The sequence below is a fragment of the Pseudomonas sp. MF5691 genome (assembly GCF_016405645.1).
Classification (GTDB): Bacteria; Pseudomonadota; Gammaproteobacteria; order Pseudomonadales; family Pseudomonadaceae; genus Aquipseudomonas; species Aquipseudomonas shahriarae.
Window position 1 is genome coordinate 314,220 of sequence record NZ_JAEKDC010000001.1, and the last position, 16,482, is coordinate 330,701.

Annotated in this window: 16 protein-coding genes; 11 read left to right on the forward strand and 5 right to left on the reverse strand. The window is 61.2% G+C overall.

Annotated elements, in window-relative coordinates; all coding sequences use genetic code 11:
* Positions 1 to 25: 25 nt before the first annotated feature.
* From JFT44_RS01500 to tldD, 5 genes are all read left to right on the forward strand, one after another.
* On the forward strand, positions 26 to 622 hold the full coding sequence (locus JFT44_RS01500) for a nucleoside triphosphate pyrophosphatase (protein WP_115128996.1): 597 nt from the start codon (positions 26 to 28) through the stop codon (positions 620 to 622).
* 69 nt (positions 623 to 691) lie between these two features.
* Positions 692 to 2,149: a ribonuclease G gene (rng, locus tag JFT44_RS01505; protein WP_115128995.1), complete on the forward strand. Its 1,458-nt coding sequence runs from the start codon at positions 692 to 694 to the stop codon at positions 2,147 to 2,149.
* A gap of 75 nt (positions 2,150 to 2,224) precedes the next feature.
* Entirely contained in the window at positions 2,225 to 6,040 is a 3,816-nt protein-coding gene (locus JFT44_RS01510; RefSeq protein ID WP_198830298.1) for a YhdP family protein, read from the forward strand.
* A 48-nt stretch (positions 6,041 to 6,088) separates the two neighbouring features.
* Positions 6,089 to 6,937 carry a carbon-nitrogen hydrolase family protein gene (locus JFT44_RS01515; protein WP_057958455.1) on the forward strand — a complete coding sequence of 283 codons (849 nt, stop codon included), beginning with the start codon at positions 6,089 to 6,091 and terminating at the stop codon, positions 6,935 to 6,937.
* Between the two features lie 16 nt (positions 6,938 to 6,953).
* On the forward strand, positions 6,954 to 8,396 hold the full coding sequence (gene tldD, locus JFT44_RS01520) for a metalloprotease TldD (protein ID WP_057958456.1): 1,443 nt from the start codon (positions 6,954 to 6,956) through the stop codon (positions 8,394 to 8,396).
* Positions 8,397 to 8,441: 45 nt separating this feature from the next.
* Here tldD and yjgA read toward each other — a convergent pair whose 3' ends face one another.
* Positions 8,442 to 8,963 (reverse strand): ribosome biogenesis factor YjgA, encoded by a 522-nt coding sequence (yjgA, locus tag JFT44_RS01525; RefSeq protein WP_029291815.1) that lies wholly within the window; start codon positions 8,961 to 8,963, stop codon positions 8,442 to 8,444.
* A gap of 108 nt (positions 8,964 to 9,071) precedes the next feature.
* Between yjgA and pmbA the strand changes: the two genes are divergently transcribed.
* The 6 genes from pmbA (at position 9,072) to JFT44_RS01555 (ending at position 14,343) form a co-directional block, all read left to right on the forward strand.
* Entirely contained in the window at positions 9,072 to 10,418 is a 1,347-nt protein-coding gene (gene pmbA, locus JFT44_RS01530) for a metalloprotease PmbA (RefSeq protein WP_057958457.1), read from the forward strand.
* Positions 10,419 to 10,569: 151 nt separating this feature from the next.
* The gene (locus JFT44_RS01535; RefSeq protein ID WP_057438105.1) at positions 10,570 to 10,965 is read left to right on the forward strand and encodes a hypothetical protein; all 396 of its coding nucleotides are present in this window, start codon (positions 10,570 to 10,572) and stop codon (positions 10,963 to 10,965) included.
* Positions 10,958 to 12,334, forward strand: coding sequence for a lyase family protein (locus tag JFT44_RS01540; protein WP_057958458.1), 1,377 nt, complete (start codon positions 10,958 to 10,960; stop codon positions 12,332 to 12,334). The genes JFT44_RS01535 and JFT44_RS01540 overlap by 8 nt, the downstream gene beginning before the upstream one ends.
* Before the next feature lie 27 nt (positions 12,335 to 12,361).
* Entirely contained in the window at positions 12,362 to 12,805 is a 444-nt protein-coding gene (locus tag JFT44_RS01545) for a hypothetical protein (protein ID WP_057958459.1), read from the forward strand.
* 1 nt (position 12,806) lies between these two features.
* The gene (locus tag JFT44_RS01550) at positions 12,807 to 13,418 is read left to right on the forward strand and encodes a superoxide dismutase (protein WP_057958460.1); all 612 of its coding nucleotides are present in this window, start codon (positions 12,807 to 12,809) and stop codon (positions 13,416 to 13,418) included.
* Between the two features lie 31 nt (positions 13,419 to 13,449).
* Entirely contained in the window at positions 13,450 to 14,343 is an 894-nt protein-coding gene (locus JFT44_RS01555; protein WP_057958461.1) for a ZIP family metal transporter, read from the forward strand.
* 200 nt (positions 14,344 to 14,543) lie between these two features.
* Here the strand turns inward: JFT44_RS01555 and JFT44_RS01560 are convergent, their stop codons facing one another.
* Genes JFT44_RS01560 through hpf form a run of 4 tightly spaced genes read right to left on the reverse strand, consistent with a single transcriptional unit; the run spans position 14,544 to position 16,475 of the window.
* Positions 14,544 to 14,816 carry an HPr family phosphocarrier protein gene (locus JFT44_RS01560; protein WP_057438107.1) on the reverse strand — a complete coding sequence of 91 codons (273 nt, stop codon included), beginning with the start codon at positions 14,814 to 14,816 and terminating at the stop codon, positions 14,544 to 14,546.
* 16 nt (positions 14,817 to 14,832) lie between these two features.
* The gene (gene rapZ, locus JFT44_RS01565; RefSeq protein ID WP_057438109.1) at positions 14,833 to 15,690 is read right to left on the reverse strand and encodes an RNase adapter RapZ; all 858 of its coding nucleotides are present in this window, start codon (positions 15,688 to 15,690) and stop codon (positions 14,833 to 14,835) included.
* A 2-nt stretch (positions 15,691 to 15,692) separates the two neighbouring features.
* Positions 15,693 to 16,157 carry a PTS IIA-like nitrogen regulatory protein PtsN gene (gene ptsN / locus JFT44_RS01570; RefSeq protein WP_057958463.1) on the reverse strand — a complete coding sequence of 155 codons (465 nt, stop codon included), beginning with the start codon at positions 16,155 to 16,157 and terminating at the stop codon, positions 15,693 to 15,695.
* A gap of 12 nt (positions 16,158 to 16,169) precedes the next feature.
* Positions 16,170 to 16,475, reverse strand: a complete 306-nt coding sequence (hpf, locus tag JFT44_RS01575) for a ribosome hibernation-promoting factor, HPF/YfiA family (protein ID WP_032860085.1) — start codon at positions 16,473 to 16,475, stop codon at positions 16,170 to 16,172.
* Positions 16,476 to 16,482: the final 7 nt, after the last annotated feature.

The following is a 16,482-nucleotide window of genomic DNA, read 5'->3' on the forward strand; positions in this document are numbered from 1 at the left end:
ATCGAACCCGCAGGGAGAGTTTGCAATGCAATCGCTTTATCTGGCCTCCGGCTCTCCTCGGCGGCGTGAACTGCTGACCCAGATTGGCGTGCCGTTCACCGTGGTCAACGCCGCTATTGATGAAACCCCCCTGGGCGACGAGTCGCCTGCGTCCTACGTCGAGCGCCTGGCCCGCGGCAAAGCCGCTGCAGGCCTGGCGACATTGGCCGATACCGCAAATGCCTGCGTGCTGGGGGCCGATACTGCCGTCATCCTGGATGGCCGGATCCTCGGCAAGCCCGTGGACCAGGCCGATGCCCTGGCCATGCTGCTGGCCCTTTCTGATCGTGAACACGAAGTCCTCACCGCCATTGCCCTGCTCGATGGTCAGCGCTGCGAAACGCGCCTGGTCAGCAGTCGCGTGCGCTTTCGTCAGGTTTCCACACAAGAAGCAACGACTTACTGGCACAGTGGTGAACCCCAGGACAAGGCGGGCGGCTATGCTATCCAAGGGTTGGCGGCGGTATTTGTCGCCGGGCTCAATGGCAGCTACTCGGCAGTCGTTGGCCTGCCGGTCTGCGAAACAGCAGAACTGCTGGGCCATTTCGGCATACCCTGTTGGCAACACCTTTCCGTGCGCTGAACGCTCTACTCCAGCGCCACCTTTTAGCGATCGGCCACTATTGTGAAAACGCCTGAACGAGACCCAGCCATGAGTGAAGAGATTCTGATCAATATCACGCCGATGGAATCGCGCGTGGCGGTGGTAGAAAACGGTGTTTTGCAGGAAGTGCACGTCGAGCGCACCCAGAAGCGCGGGATCGTTGGCAATATCTATAAAGGTAAGGTTGTGCGGGTGTTGCCGGGCATGCAGGCAGCCTTTGTCGATATCGGCCTGGACCGTGCCGCATTTATCCATGCCTCGGAAATCTCCCTGCGCGAAGGCCCAGCGGTCGAGAGCATCAGCGCCCTGGTGCACGAAGGGCAGAGCCTGGTGGTGCAAGTCACCAAAGACCCGATTGGTTCCAAGGGCGCGCGCCTGACCACGCAATTGTCGATTCCTTCGCGTTACCTGGTGTACATGCCGCGCACCGCCCACGTCGGTATTTCCCTGAAAATCGAAGACGAAGGTGAGCGTGAGCGCCTGAAAAAGGTGGTCAGCGATTGCGTGGCGGCCGAAGGTATCAAAGAGGCGGGCGGCTTTATCCTGCGCACCGCCGCCGAAGGTGCCGGTGCCGATGAAATTCTCATGGACATCCGCTACCTGCGGCGCCTGTGGGACCAGATCGCGGCCCAGATCAAGACCGTCGGCGCGCCGAGTGTCATCTACGAAGACCTGGGCCTGGCCCTGCGAACCCTGCGTGATCTGGTCAGCCCGAAGATCGAGAAAATCCGCATCGACTCGCGGGAAACCTTCCAGCGCACCACGCAATTTGTCGCCGAACTGATGCCGGAAATCGCCGATCGCCTGGAACACTACCCCGGCGAACGGCCGATTTTCGACCTGTATGGCGTCGAGGACGAAATCCAGAAGGCCCTGGAGCGCAAGGTGCCGCTCAAGTCCGGTGGCTACCTGGTGGTCGACCCGGCCGAAGCCATGAGCACCATTGACGTCAACACCGGCGCCTTCGTCGGCCATCGCAACCTTGAAGAAACCATCTTCAAGACCAACCTCGAAGCCGCCACCGCCATTGCCCGTCAACTGCGCCTGCGCAACCTGGGCGGGATCATCATCATCGACTTCATCGACATGGAAGATGAAGAACACCAGCGCCAGGTGTTGCGCACCCTTGAAAAGCAGCTGGAGCGCGATCACGCCAAGACCAACATCATCGGGATCACCGAGTTGGGCCTGGTACAGATGACCCGCAAGCGCACCCGCGAAAGCCTTGAGCAAGTGCTGTGCGAGCCGTGCAGCAGTTGCCAGGGGCGCGGAAAGTTGAAGACCCCGGAAACGGTTTGCTACGAGATTTTCCGGGAAATTCTACGAGAGGCACGCGCTTACCAGGCCGAGGGTTATAGAGTCCTGGCCAATCAGAAGGTGGTTGATCGGTTGCTCGACGAAGAGTCGGGCAACGTTGCGGAACTGGAGGGCTTTATTGGCCGTACCATCCGTTTCCAGGTCGAAACCATGTATTCCCAGGAACAATACGACGTGGTGCTGCTCTGATTCGCATCCGTCCTGTTCAACGAGACCGCCAGACCTTGATCTGCCGTCCGACTATTACCTTGAGGGTCGCCTGACATGGAGCGTCTACAACGCTTTTTTGCCGCACTGACCCGTTGGGGCCTTGGCCTGTGTGCATTGCTGTTGGTACTGGCGGCGGTCTACGTCAGCCTGGGCCGTGAATTGACGCCATTGGTGGCGGAGTACCGTGCCGAAGTCGAGGCCAAGGCGCAGGCGGCGGTCGACATGCCCCTGAGCATTGGCAGCCTGGAAGGGCGCTGGAGCGGCTTTGCCCCGGTCTTGCTGGCCCATGACGTGATGGTCGGCGAGGGCAGCAGTGCCTTGCGCCTGGACCAGGTGCAAGTGGTGCCCGATCTCTGGGCCAGCTTGCTGGCGTGGGATGTGCGCATTGCCCACTTGGAAGTCAGCGGATTGCAGCTCAGTGTCAAGGAGGACCAGGACGGCCGTTGGGCGCTGCAAGGCCTGCCTGTGCAGGACGACCAGCCCCTGGACCCGGAACGACTGCTCACGCGCATGCAAGCGGTGGCGAAGATTTCGCTGCTCGACAGCCAGGTCACTTTGCAACCGTTTGAACAAGCGCCGCTGACCTTGACCTATGTGGGCCTGAGCCTGCAAACCGGTGCCACCCGCCAACGCCTGGATGCACGCCTGACCTTGCCCGATGGGCAGCCGCTGGCCCTCAGCCTGCGCACGCGGATCCGCGCTAGCCAGTGGCGCGATGGTGAAGTCCAGGCCTACCTGAGCCTGCCCCAGAGCAATTGGGCGCAATGGATTCCGGCGAAGTTGACCCGGGACTGGAAACTCAATGAGCTGAAAGCCGGCGGCGAACTCTGGCTGACCTGGGCCGGCGGAGCGCTGCAAAGCGCCGCCGCGCGGCTCAATGCGCCGCAAGTGAAGGTGCGGTATGCCCAGCGCAAACCCGTGAGCATCCACAACCTGGGCCTGACGGCCTACCTGCAACGCAGTGACCGCGGCCTTAAGGTGGTCTTCGACTCGCTGGCCATGAACCTGGGCGACACCCGTTGGGAGTCGCACCTGCAATTGCAGCAAACCCTGGCCACCGACAAGGCCCAGGAAACCTGGAACCTTCAGGCCGACCGCCTGGACCTGACGCCGATCACCCCCTTGCTCAACGCCCTGGCGCCATTGCCCGAGGGTTTTGCCAAGACCGTCGAAGCGTTGAAAGCCACGGGCGTGCTGCGCAATGTCCTGGTGGATTATCGTCCCCAGGAGACGGGCGATCAGCGCGTCAGCTTTGCCGCCAACCTCGAGCGGGTGGGCTTTGATGCGTATTTCGGCGCACCGGCGGCCCGCAATGTCTCCGGCAGCATCAGCGGCGACCTGGGCCAGGGCGAGCTGCGCATGGACAGCAAGGACTTTGCCTTGCACCTGTACCCGATTTTCGCCAAGCCCTGGCAGTACATCCAGGCCAACGCGCGCCTGACGTGGAAGCTGGATAAACAAGGCTTCACGCTGATCGCTCCGTATATCAAGGTGCTGGGGGAAGAGGGCAAGGTCGCGGCGGACTTCCTGATTCGTCTGCATTTCGATCATAGCCAGGAAGACTACATGGACCTGCGGGTCGGCATGGTCGAGGGCGATGGACGCTTTACCCCCAAATACCTGCCGGCGGTGTTGAGCCCGGCCCTGGATGAATGGCTGCGTACGGCCATTCTCAAGGGCGCGGTCGATGAAGGCTTCTTCCAGTATCAAGGTTCGTTGAACCACGATGCGGTGACGGCGGCGCGCAATATCAGCCTGTTCTTCAAGGTGCATGACGCCGAGCTGGCGTTCCAGCCTGGCTGGCCCCATGTGAGCAAGGTGACCGGTGAAGTGTTTGTCGAAGAAACCGGTGTGCGCATCCTGGCCAGCAAGGGGCAATTGCTCGACACCAAGGTCAAGGATATCTACGTCAACATTCCCCATGCGCTTCCTGGCCATGACAGTCATCTGTTGCTGACGGGCGGGTTTGCCGGTGGGCTGGGTGACGGCCTGAAGATCCTGCAGGAAGCCCCCATCGGCACGGCGTCGACGTTTGCCGGCTGGAAAGGCGAGGGCGACCTGCAAGGTTCACTCGACCTGGACATCCCCCTGGCCAAAGGCACCGAGCCGAAAATCGTGGTGGACTTCAAGACTGACAAGGCGCACCTGCAACTGGCCGAGCCTACCCTGGACCTGAATCAGCTCAAGGGCGAATTCCGCTTCGACAGCACCAAGGGTCTGAGTGGCCAGAACATCAGTGCCCAGGCCTTTGACCGGCCAATCACGGCGCAGATTGCTGCTGGTGGCAAGCCGGGCAATCTCAGCACGCGGGTCACCGCCAAGGGCCAGGTGACGGTCAAGCGCCTCACCGACTGGCTGAAAGTCGGCCAGCCGCTGCCGGTGTCCGGGGATATCCCGTATCAACTGCAACTGGACCTGGACGGTGCCGACAGCCAGTTGCGGGTCAGTTCCAACCTCAAAGGCGTGGCGGTGGATTTGCCTGCGCCGTTTGGCATGTCCGCCAGTCAGGGCCGCGACAGTGTGTTCCGCATGACCTTGCAGGGCGCAGAGCGACGCTACTGGTTTGATTACGGCGAGCTGGCGAACTTTACCTTTGCAGCCCCGGCGAACAACTTTGCCCAGGGCCGTGGCGAACTGTTCCTCGGGGATGGCGATGCCTTGCTGCCCGGTGGCAAGGGCCTGCGGATTCGCGGGGTGCTGTCGGAGCTGGATATAGATCCGTGGAAGAAACTGGTGGACCGCTACGCCGGCAATGATCCGAGTGGCAATGCCAAGCAACTGTTGAGCAGTGCCGATTTCAAGATCGGCAAGCTGACAGGCTTTGGTACTCAATTCGACCAGGTCAGCCTGCAACTGGAGCGCAAGCCCGCGGCCTGGGGGCTGCAGCTCGACAGCCAGCAAGCCAAGGGGGCTATTGGCCTGCCGGATGCCAAGGGCGCACCCATCGCCATCAATCTGCAATACGTGAAGCTACCGGCGGTTGACCCCACGGTACAGGCCGACGAGAACGCGCCTGATCCCCTGGCGAACATTGATCCCAAGGACATTCCGGCGCTGGATATTTCCATTGGCCAGTTGTTGCAGGGGCCCGACTTGATCGGTGCCTGGTCCTTGAAGGTGCGCCCGACGGCCAAGGGCATGGCCTTCAACAACCTCGACCTGGGCCTCAAGGGTATGCGGCTCAAGGGGGCCGGTGGCTGGGAAGGGGCGCCGGGCGCCAGCAGCAGTTGGTACAAGGGGCGCCTGGACGGCAAGAATATCGCCGATGTGCTTAAAGGCTGGGGCTTCGCGCCCACCGTGACCAGCCAGAGCTTCCATCTGGATGTTGATGGACGCTGGCCGGGTTCGCCTGCGTGGGTTGGGCCCAAGCGGTTTTCCGGGAGCCTGGATGCATCGTTCCGCAAGGGCCAGTTTGTCGAGGTCGAGGGCGGTGCCCAGGCGTTGCGGGTGTTTGGTCTGCTGAACTTCAACTCGATTGGCCGGCGTTTGCGCCTGGACTTCTCGGACTTGCTCGGCAAGGGCCTGAGCTACGATCGGGTCAAGGGCCTGCTGGCCGCCAGCAATGGTGTGTTTGTGACCCGTGAGCCGATTGTTCTCACCGGGCCGTCGAGCAACCTGGAGCTTAACGGCACGCTGGACCTGGTGGCTGACCGTGTCGATGCCAAGTTGCTGGTGACCCTGCCGGTGACCAACAACCTGCCGATCGCCGCGTTGATCGTGGGGGCACCGGCCATTGGCGGCGCACTGTTCCTGATCGACAAACTGATTGGCGATCGGGTCTCGCGTTTTGCCAGCGTCCAGTACAAGGTGGAAGGGCCATGGAAAGATCCAAAAATCACCTTCGACAAGCCATTTGAAAAACCGCAATAAGCCCCTGTGGAGTAGCATGGCCCCATGCTTTTTATGGAGTGTCGGCCCATGTCCTTTGCGGTAATCCAGATGGTCAGCCAGAGTGATGTTCTGGCCAACCTGGCCCAGGCCCGGCGGTTGCTGGAGCAGGCGGCGGCGGGGGGCGCGCAACTGGCAGTGCTGCCGGAAAACTTCGCCGCCATGGGCCGCCGTGACGTGGCCGCTATCGGCCACGCCGAAGCGGTGGGCGAGGGGCCGATCCTGCCGTGGTTGAAACTGGCCGCCCGTGACCTCAACTTATGGATAGTGGCCGGTACCTTGCCGTTGCCCCCGCTCGGGCAGCCCGACGCCAAGTCCAATGCGTGCTCGCTGTTGATCGACGCGCAGGGGCAGATTGTGGCGCGCTACGACAAGCTGCATCTGTTCGACGTGGACGTGGCGGATGCGCGCGGTCGTTATCGCGAATCTGACGACTATGCTTACGGTAACCAGGTAGTGGTGGCCGATACGCCGGTTGGGCGCCTGGGGCTGACGGTCTGTTATGACCTGCGCTTCCCCGAGTTGTACAGCGAATTGCGTGCGGCGGGGGCCGAATTGATTACTGCGCCTTCGGCCTTTACGGCGGTAACGGGGGCTGCGCACTGGGATGTGCTGATCCGGGCCCGGGCCATAGAAACCCAGTGCTATCTGCTGGCGGCCGCCCAGGGCGGTGTGCATCCGGGGCCACGGGAAACATTTGGCCATGGGGCAATTATCGACCCATGGGGGCGCGTACTGGCGCAACAAGATCAAGGCGAAGCGGTGTTGTTGGCCGAACGCGATAGCAGCGAACAAGCGTCGATACGGGCGCGCATGCCGGTGGCAGGCCACCGGCGCTTTTTCTCGCAGGGCGCACAGCGACCTGCTTCAGAACGATGAATTTAAGGCCGAACCTATGAGCGAGTTGTTGTCCTCAGTCAGTGAACACCTCCTGGCGCCCGGTGGCGTGACCATCGAAAGTCTGCAAACCGTACTGGGTGACCTGGCCGGGCCGGGTATTGATGCTGCAGACCTGTATTTCCAGGGGCAGATTTCCGAGTCATGGTCCCTGGAAGACGGGATCGTCAAGGACGGCAGCTTCAACCTTGACCAAGGGGTTGGCGTGCGCGCGCAGTCCGGTGAGAAGACCGGCTTTGCTTATAGCAATGCCATCACTCTCGAAGCCCTGGGCCTGGCCGCCCGCGCGGCGCGTTCGATTTCCCGCGCCGGGCAGCACGGCACCGTGCAGGCGTTCAGTACCCAGGACGTGGCCCAGTTGTACGGCCCGGATAATCCACTGGAAGTAATGACCCGTGCCGAAAAGGTCGAGTTGCTCAAGCGTGTGGATGCTGCAACCCGGGCCCTCGACCCGCGTATCCAGCAAGTGAGCGTGAGCATGGCCGGGGTCTGGGAGCGCATCCTGGTGGCGTCCACCGATGGCAGCCTGGCGGCCGATGTGCGCCCGCTGGTGCGCTTTAATGTCAGTGTGATCGTCGAGCAGAACGGGCGTCGCGAGCGCGGCGGCCACGGTGGCGGTGGGCGTACGGATTATCGCTATTTCCTCACCGACGACCGCGCCATGGGCTATGCCCGCGAGGCGTTGCGCCAGGCGCTGGTCAACCTGGAAGCCATTCCGGCGCCAGCGGGTACGCTGCCGGTGGTCCTGGGTTCGGGCTGGTCCGGGGTTTTGCTGCATGAAGCGGTGGGGCATGGCCTGGAAGGTGACTTCAACCGCAAGGGCAGCTCCGCCTACAGCGGGCGCATGGGCGAAATGGTCGCCTCCAAGCTCTGCACCATTGTCGACGACGGTACATTGGCCGGTCGCCGTGGTTCCCTGAGCGTCGACGACGAAGGTACGCCGACCGAGTGCACCACGTTGATCGAAAATGGCGTGCTCAAGGGCTATATGCAAGACAAGCTCAACGCGCGCCTGATGGGCGTGGCGCGTACCGGCAACGGCCGTCGCGAGTCCTACGCGCATTTGCCGATGCCGCGCATGACCAACACCTACATGCTCGCGGGCGAAAGCGACCCGGCAGAGATCATTGCCTCGGTGAAGCGTGGGATCTATTGCGCCAATCTTGGTGGCGGCCAGGTGGATATCACCAGCGGCAAGTTCGTGTTCTCCACCAGCGAAGCCTATCTGATCGAAGACGGCAAGATCACCGCGCCGGTCAAGGGTGCAACCCTGATTGGCAACGGCCCGGAAGCCATGAGCAAGGTGTCGATGGTCGGTAACGACCTGGCGCTGGACAGCGGTGTGGGGATGTGTGGCAAGGATGGGCAGTCGGTGCCGGTGGGTGTCGGCCAGCCAACCCTGAAAATTGATGCGATCACCGTGGGTGGTACGGGGTCGTAAGGCGTGGAGCTTCGGGTGGCGAAGACCGCCACCCGGGGAAGAGGATCAGCGCAGGCCGCGTTGAGTCTCGTCCAGCTCACGGATGTACTTGAAGATTTTACGGCTGGTGGCCGGCGCCTTGTTCTGTGCCAGTTCGTGCTGGGCCTGACGGATCAGGGAGCGCAGTTGCTGGCGGTCGGCGTCCGGATAGTCCAGGACGAACTTCTCCAATACAGCGTCGTCACCGCCGATCAGGCGGTCACGCCAACGTTCCAGGTTATGGAAACGTTCGTTGTATTGGCGGGTGGAAGCATCGAGTTGATCGAGCAAAGTCAGAATGGCGTCAGTGTCCTGGTCGCGCATCAGCTTGCCGATAAACATGATGTGCCGTTTACGCGCGATATTCGCGGTGTGCTTGGGTGCATCCGCCAAGGCCCGGCGCATTTCGTCGGTCAGTGGCAGTTTGGCAATCAAGTCCGGCTTGAGTGTTGTAAGGCGCTCGCCGAGATCAACCAGAGCATGCAGCTCGCGTTTGACCTGGGTTTTGCTTTTCTCCCCATCGAGGGAGTCGTCGTAAGAATCAACCATGGTGGCAGTCCGCAAAGAAACGCCGCCATGATAACCAGTCGGGGGCCGCTTGTCCGGCCCGGTCGCTCGATGGCCTTAACCGAAAGCAGAATTTGAGTGGAGAGAACTATGAGTGCAGCCCAAAGCGTCGGTCCACAAGCGTTACCGGCACTGCAGGAACAAGTTGAGCAGATCATCGCCGAGGCCAAGCGCCAGGGCGCCAGTGCCTGTGAAGTGGCGGTGTCGCTGGAGCAGGGCCTGTCGACTTCGGTACGCCAGCGGGAAGTGGAAACCGTTGAGTTCAACCGCGACCAGGGTTTTGGCATCACCTTGTATGTGGGGCAGCGCAAAGGCTCGGCCAGCACTTCGGCCAGCGGCCCGGAAGCGATTCGCGAGACGGTTGCCGCCGCACTGGCGATTGCCAAGCACACCTCCGAAGACGAGGCCTCGGGTTTGGCGGATGCGGCCTTGATGGCGCGGGATCTCAAGGATTTCGACCTGTTTCACGCCTGGGATATCACTCCCGAGCAGGCCATCGAAAAGGCCCTGGCCTGCGAAGCCGCGGCGTTTGATGCCGACAGCCGGATCAAGAATGCCGATGGCACCACCCTGAGCACCCACCAGGGTTGCCGGGTGTATGGCAACAGCCACGGGTTTATCGGCGGCTATGCGTCGACGCGCCATAGCTTGAGCTGCGTGATGATCGCCGAGGCCGATGGCCAGATGCAGCGTGACTACTGGTATGACGTGAGTCGCCAGGGTGAGCTGTTGGCGGACCCGGTGAGCATCGGCCAGCGCGCCGCGCAACGGGCGGCGAGCCGCCTGGGTGCGCGCCCGGTGCCGACGTGCGAAGTGCCGGTGTTGTTTTCGGCGGAACTGGCGGGTGGTCTGTTCGGCAGCTTTCTCGGGGCGATTTCCGGGGGTAATCTGTACCGCAAATCGTCGTTCCTTGAAGGCGCGCTGGGGCAGAAGCTGTTTCCGGAGTGGCTGACCCTGGACGAACGCCCGCACCTGATGCGCGCCATGGGCAGCTCGGCCTTTGATGGCGACGGCCTGGCAACCTACGCCAAGCCGTTTGTCGAGAACGGTGAGCTGGTGTCCTACGTGCTTGGCACCTACGCCGGGCGCAAGCTCGGTCTGCCGAGTACCGCCAACTCCGGTGGGGTTCACAACCTGTTCGTGACCCATGGCGACGAAGACCAGGCGGCGCTCCTGCGGCGCATGGGCCGTGGTTTGCTGGTGACCGAGCTGATGGGCCACGGCTTGAACATGGTGACGGGCGATTATTCCCGAGGCGCGGCGGGGTTCTGGGTGGAGAATGGCGAAATCCAGTTCGCGGTCCAGGAAGTGACCATCGCCGGCAATATGCGCGACATGTTCAAGCAGATCGTCGCCGTGGGTAACGATCTGGAATTGCGCAGCAATATCCGCACCGGCTCGGTGCTGATCGAACGCATGACCGTCGCCGGCAGCTAAGCCGCAACCCGTTACACAACAGCGCCACCCCCAGGGTGGCGCTTTTTTTTGCCTGGAATATCACAAGGCCGACAAAGGTATCGGTTCAATAGCTTGTTTTGATTCTCAATATCATTTAATAATAAATATCATTATCGAGTGAGCATGGGTCATGAGTTCTGTCCTGCACGAGGATCCCTACCTGGAAAGCTGGCGCTGGATGAGTCGTCAGATTCGCTGCGGGCTCAACCCTGACGAGCCGCGCCTGATCGAACACTACCTCAGCGAAGGCCGCTATCTGGCCTGTTGCACGGCCACGCACCCGTGGACCATCGCCGAGACCTCGTTCCGTCTGCTGCTCGACACTGCCACCGATATCGCCTTGCCCTGGCATTGGCGCTCCACATGCCTGGACCAGGCCTGGCGCCCGCTGCGCGACCTGGAAAACCTGTCTCACTGTGCCTGCCGCCTCAAGCGCTGGCAGACCTTTGCCTGGCAATTGGCGACTTGCGAACTGCAACCTTCGATTTCTCACTCCGACTTGGTGCAAGGATCTTCCGATGAGTAACACCCGTATCGAACGCGACAGCATGGGCGAACTACAGGTACCGGCCGACGCGTTGTATGGCGCGCAAACCCAGCGTGCGGTGGATAACTTCCCGATCAGCCACCAGCGCATGCCGACCCAGTTCATCCGCGCCCTGATCTTGGCCAAGGCCGCCGCCGCCAAGGCCAACGTCGATCTCAAGCAGATCAGCGCAAGCCAGGGCAAAGCCATCGTCGACGCCGCCCAAGGCTTGCTGGAAAGCGACTTCATGCAGCACTTCCCGGTGGATATTTTCCAGACCGGCTCCGGCACCAGCTCCAACATGAACGCCAACGAAGTGATTGCGACCCTGGCCAGCCGCCTGCTGGGCGAGCCGGTCAACCCCAATGACCACGTCAATTGCGGGCAAAGCAGCAACGACATCATCCCGACCACCATTCACGTCAGCGCCGCGTTGGTGCTGCATGAACAGACGTTGCCGGCGTTGCTGCATCTGGTTGCAGTGATCGAGCGCAAGGCGGTGGAAGTTCATCCGTTCATCAAGACCGGGCGTACTCACCTGATGGACGCCATGCCGGTACGCATGAGCCAGGTGCTTGAAGGATGGGCGCAGCAACTCAAGGCCAATATCGCGCACTTGCAGGGCTTACTGCCAAGCCTGCAGGCCCTGGCTCAGGGCGGCACGGCCGTTGGCACCGGTATCAACGCGCATCCTGAGTTTGCTGCGCGTTTCAGTCAGCAGTTGAGCAGCCTGACCCAGGTGCAGTTCACTCCGGGCAAGAACCTGTTTGCTCTGATCGGCTCCCAGGACACCGCCGTTGCCGTCTCCGGCCAACTCAAAGCGATTGCCGTGTCGCTGATGAAAATCGCCAACGACTTGCGCTGGATGAACTCCGGCCCCCTTGCCGGTCTCGGTGAAATCGAACTCGAAGGTCTGCAGCCGGGCTCGTCGATCATGCCGGGCAAGGTCAACCCGGTGATTCCAGAGGCTACGGCCATGGTCGCGGCCCAGGTGATCGGCAATGACAGCGTAATCACCATCGCCGGTCAGTCCGGCAACTTCGAACTCAACGTGATGCTGCCGATCATCGCCCAGAACCTGCTCAGCAGCCTGGAACTGTTGGCCAACTCCAGCCGTCTGCTGGCAGACAAGGCCATCGCCAGCTTCAAGGTCAACGAACCCAAGCTCAAGGAAGCGCTGTCGCGTAACCCGATCCTGGTTACCGCACTCAACCCGATCATTGGTTACCAAAAGGCCGCTGAAATCGCCAAGAAAGCCTATCAACAAGGCCGGCCGGTGATTGATGTGGCGCTTGAGCACACCGACTTGCCCCGCAGCCAACTGGAAATCCTCCTGGATCCGGAAAAGCTCACGGCGGGTGGCGTGTAATCACCGACCCTGCTTTGGAGGCTCACCATGGAGCATTGGAAACGCACGATCGAACGGGCCAATCACTGCTTTATGCAGGGCGAACTGGTGGATGCCCGCGAGCATTACCTGCAAGCCCTGGCCCTGGCCCAAGTGTTGTTCGAGCGCTGGGGTGATGCCGACGAAGCCGTAGCCGCTTGCGTCATTTCCCATCACAACCTGGCGGACCTGCACCTGCGCCTGAACCAGCCGGAAGAAAGCGCGGAATACCTCTGCGCCATTCACCAGCGCTTGCTGCAGACCATGCAGGACACCCGGCTGCCTCAGCCTCTGCGCGAGGCGGCCTTGCGCCAGAGCAGCAAGACCTACGTCGAACTGTTGAATTTCATCAGCGATCACGGTGAATACCCCCGTACCCATCGCTTGCTAGGCAGCCATACGGCGTCGACGGATGCGCCGACCCGCAACAGCCCTTTTTATGGAGCACATTGATATGTCCTACACCCTGCCTGCCTTGCCTTACGCCTACGATGCCCTGGAGCCGCATATTGATGCGCAAACCATGGAAATCCACTACACCAAGCACCACCAGACCTACATCAATAACCTCAATGCGGCGGTCGAAGGTACTGAGTTTGCTGGCTGGCCCATCGAGAAACTGGTCTCCAGCGTCCAGCAACTGCCGGAAAAGCTGCGCGCAGCGGTGATTAACCAGGGGGGCGGGCATGCCAACCACTCATTGTTCTGGGCCGTCATGTCGCCCAAGGGCGGCGGCAAGCCCGAAGGTGCCCTGGGCCAGGCGATTGATGAGCAGTTGGGTGGCTTTGACGCCTTCAAGGAGGCCTTTACCAAAGCTGCTCTGACCCGCTTCGGCAGTGGCTGGGCCTGGTTGAGCGTGACCCCGCAAAAGACCCTGGTAGTCGAGAGCAGTGGCAACCAGGACAGCCCGTTGATGAATGGCAATACGCCGATCCTCGGTCTGGACGTGTGGGAACACGCCTACTACCTGCTTTATCAGAACCGCCGTCCTGAATACATCAACGCCTTCTACAGTGTTATCAACTGGCCGGAAGTCGCTGAGCGCTACCAGGCGGCCCTCGCTTAATGACCTTTCATAACAAGACTTAAGGCCGACTATGGGCACTGAAACACTGGCGATCAGCAGCGTACGAATGTTTCGTTATGCGTTTGGCTCGCTGCTGCTGTTGGCGGGAATGGCATTGCTGGTGGCCCACGGGCTGGCCTGGCTGAACCTGGAGCCGCGGATCCTGCGCGCACTGCAAGGTGGCGCAATCTGCGCCCTGGGTACGGCGCTGGGGGCGGTGCCGGTGCTGGTGATCCGGCGGATGCCGTTAGCGGTCAGCGATACGTTGCTGGGCTTCGGTGCTGGCGTGATGCTCGCGGCGACCGCGTTTTCGCTGGTCGTGCCAGGGGTCGCCGCCGCCGAAAACCTGGGGCTCACTCCCTGGGCGTCCAGCGGCCTGGTCAGCTTCGGCATCATGCTCGGTGCCTTCGGCCTGTTTCTGGTGGACCGCAAGGTCTCCGGTGCCAGCCCGGAGATGCTGGTCGGTACGCCCGATAAACCGGTGATCCCGCCGCGTATCTGGCTGTTTGTGTTCGCGATCATTGCCCACAATATTCCCGAAGGCATGGCGGTAGGCGTCTCGGCGGGTGGCGGTATGCCCGATGCCGACAGCCTGGCCATGGGCATAGCCTTGCAGGATGTGCCGGAAGGGCTGGTGATTGCGCTGGTGCTGGCAGGGGCGGGGATGTCGCGGGTCAAGGCATTCCTGATTGGGGCGGCATCCGGCCTGGTAGAGCCGGTGTTTGCCGTGCTCTGTGCCTGGCTGGTCAGCCTGGCCGAGATGCTGCTGCCTCTGGGTTTGGCCCTTGCGGCCGGGGCGATGCTACTGGTGGTGACTCACGAAGTAATCCCCGAGTCGCGACGCAATGGCCATGACAAACTTGCCAGCCTGGGGTTGTGCATCGGGTTTTGCCTGATGATGGCCATGGATACAGCGCTGGGCTGATGCCTAACGCAAAAAGCAATGTGGCAGCTGGCTAGTGTGGGAGCTGGCTTGCTTGCGATGCAGACACCTCGGCATAAAAAATGTGGGAGCGGGCTTGCCCGCGATAGCGGTGTATCAGTCAAGTATGTATCGACTGACTCCCAGCTATCGCGGGCAAGCCCACTCCCACATTGATTTGTGCTGCATTCAGGAAAGAAGGGCTATTCGCCTTCATCGAAGTAGTTGTTGATCAACTTCACCAGCGCATCCAGCGCTTCCTGTTCCTGCTCACCTTCGGTCTTCAGATGAATCGTCGTGCCCTTGCCTGCGGCAAGCATCATCATGGCCATGATGCTTTTGCCATCGACCATGGACTCTGGCGTACGCCCGGCACGCACCTGGCAAGGAAACTGGCCCGCAACTCCGACGAACTTGGCCGACGCGCGGGCATGCAAGCCCAGTTTGTTGATGATTTCAATTTCCAGAGCGGGCATCGCGAAGGTGTTCCTTTCAGCTGAGGTCGCGGTGGCGAACCTGGACATTCTTGAGGGTTTGCTGCAAGACCTGGCCCAGGCGCTCGGTCAGGTAGACGGAGCGGTGATGCCCGCCAGTGCAGCCGATAGCGATGGTGACATAGGCCCGGTTGCTGGCGGCAAAGCGCGGTAGCCACTTGAGCAGGTAGCTGGAGATATCCTGGAACATCTCCTCGACATCCGGTTGCGCCGCCAGGTAATCGGCAACCGGTTGGTCCAGCCCGGACTGGTCGCGCAGCTCCGGCTTCCAGTAAGGATTGGGCAGACAACGCACGTCAAATACGAGGTCGGCGTCTACCGGCATGCCCCGCTTGAAGCCAAAGGACTCAACAAGGAACGCGGTGCCGGGTTCCGGCTGGTTCAGCAGGCGCAGCTTGATGGCGTCACGCAGTTGGTAAAGGTTCAGGCTGGTGGTGTTGATCTTGAGGTCGGCCAGGTCAATGATCGGCCCCAACAGCTTGGTCTCGTCCTCGATGGCTTCGGCCAGCGAGCGGTGCGGGCTGCTCAGCGGGTGGCGGCGACGGGTTTCCGAAAAGCGCTTGAGCAGCGTTTCTTCGTCGGCATCCAGGTACAGCACGTCGCAATGGATATGCTTGGCGCGTACCTCTTCGAGCAATTCCGGGAAGCGCGTGAGGTGGCTGGGCAGGTTGCGTGCGTCAATGGACACCGCCACCAGCGGCTGTGCCAGCTCGGTATGGATCAAGGCGCGTTCTGCCAGCTCGGGCAGCAGGCCGGCCGGCAAGTTGTCTATGCAATAGAAACCGCTGTCCTCGAGCACGTTGAGGGCCGTACTTTTACCTGAGCCGGAACGCCCGCTGACGATGATCAAACGCATGATTACTGCCCGCTTTGTTCATCCAGGACAACCTGATACAGCGCTTCATTGGTGCTGGCGCTACGCAGTTTCTTACGTACTTCGTCACGGTCAAGCATGCTGGCGATCTGCCGGAGCAGTTCCAGGTGTGCATCGGTGGCCGCTTCCGGGACCAGCAGGACGAACAGCAGGTCAACCGGGGCGCCGTCGATAGCGTCGAAATCAGTGGGGGCGTCCAGGTGCAACAGGGCGCTCACCGGTGTTTCACAGCCTTTTAGGCGGCAATGAGGAATAGCGATGCCGTTGCCAAAACCGGTCGAACCGAGTTTTTCACGAGCAATCAGAGCCTCGTATACATCTTGCATCACCAGCTCAGGCACTTCGCGGCTGATCAGGTTGGCAATCTGTTCGAGGGCTTTCTTTTTACTGCCACCCGGCGCGTTCACGAGTGAACGGCCGGGGGTCAGGATGGTTTCAAGTCGAATCATGGGTGGGGAGTGTTAGCGGCCTGTGCCTTGAAGAAGGCTCTGCTGCTTTTCCTTATGCTTTTTGATTTGGCGATCCAGCTTGTCGGTCAGGTCGTCAATGGCGGCATACATGTCTGAATGCTCTGCATTGGCGACTACTTCCCCGCCGGGTATACGCAAGGTGGCTTCGATTTTCTGCTTCAGCTTTTCGACAGACATGATGACTTGCACATTGGTGATCTTGTCGAAATGCCCCTCAATTCGTTTGAGTTTCTCGCTGATGTAGGCGCGCAGCGGTTCGGTCACTTCCAGTTGGTGTCCACTGATGTTGACTTGCATACAGCTT

Bases quoted from the DNA above. Each gene is read 5' to 3' on its own strand.
- JFT44_RS01545 (WP_057958459.1), top strand. From the start codon at position 12,362: ATGGAGCATTGGAAACGCACGATCGAACGGGCCAATCACTGCTTTATG.
- JFT44_RS01500 (WP_115128996.1), top strand. From the start codon at position 26: ATGCAATCGCTTTATCTGGCCTCCGGCTCTCCTCGGCGGCGTGAACTG.
- hpf (WP_032860085.1), bottom strand. From the start codon at position 16,475: ATGCAAGTCAACATCAGTGGACACCAACTGGAAGTGACCGAACCGCTG.
- yjgA (WP_029291815.1), bottom strand. From the start codon at position 8,963: ATGGTTGATTCTTACGACGACTCCCTCGATGGGGAGAAAAGCAAAACC.
- JFT44_RS01550 (WP_057958460.1), top strand. From the start codon at position 12,807: ATGTCCTACACCCTGCCTGCCTTGCCTTACGCCTACGATGCCCTGGAG.
- ptsN (WP_057958463.1), bottom strand. From the start codon at position 16,157: ATGATTCGACTTGAAACCATCCTGACCCCCGGCCGTTCACTCGTGAAC.
- JFT44_RS01555 (WP_057958461.1), top strand. From the start codon at position 13,450: ATGGGCACTGAAACACTGGCGATCAGCAGCGTACGAATGTTTCGTTAT.
- tldD (WP_057958456.1), top strand. From the start codon at position 6,954: ATGAGCGAGTTGTTGTCCTCAGTCAGTGAACACCTCCTGGCGCCCGGT.
- rapZ (WP_057438109.1), bottom strand. From the start codon at position 15,690: ATGCGTTTGATCATCGTCAGCGGGCGTTCCGGCTCAGGTAAAAGTACG.
- JFT44_RS01540 (WP_057958458.1), top strand. From the start codon at position 10,958: ATGAGTAACACCCGTATCGAACGCGACAGCATGGGCGAACTACAGGTA.
- JFT44_RS01535 (WP_057438105.1), top strand. From the start codon at position 10,570: ATGAGTTCTGTCCTGCACGAGGATCCCTACCTGGAAAGCTGGCGCTGG.
- JFT44_RS01510 (WP_198830298.1), top strand. From the start codon at position 2,225: ATGGAGCGTCTACAACGCTTTTTTGCCGCACTGACCCGTTGGGGCCTT.
- rng (WP_115128995.1), top strand. From the start codon at position 692: ATGAGTGAAGAGATTCTGATCAATATCACGCCGATGGAATCGCGCGTG.
- JFT44_RS01560 (WP_057438107.1), bottom strand. From the start codon at position 14,816: ATGCCCGCTCTGGAAATTGAAATCATCAACAAACTGGGCTTGCATGCC.
- pmbA (WP_057958457.1), top strand. From the start codon at position 9,072: ATGAGTGCAGCCCAAAGCGTCGGTCCACAAGCGTTACCGGCACTGCAG.
- JFT44_RS01515 (WP_057958455.1), top strand. From the start codon at position 6,089: ATGTCCTTTGCGGTAATCCAGATGGTCAGCCAGAGTGATGTTCTGGCC.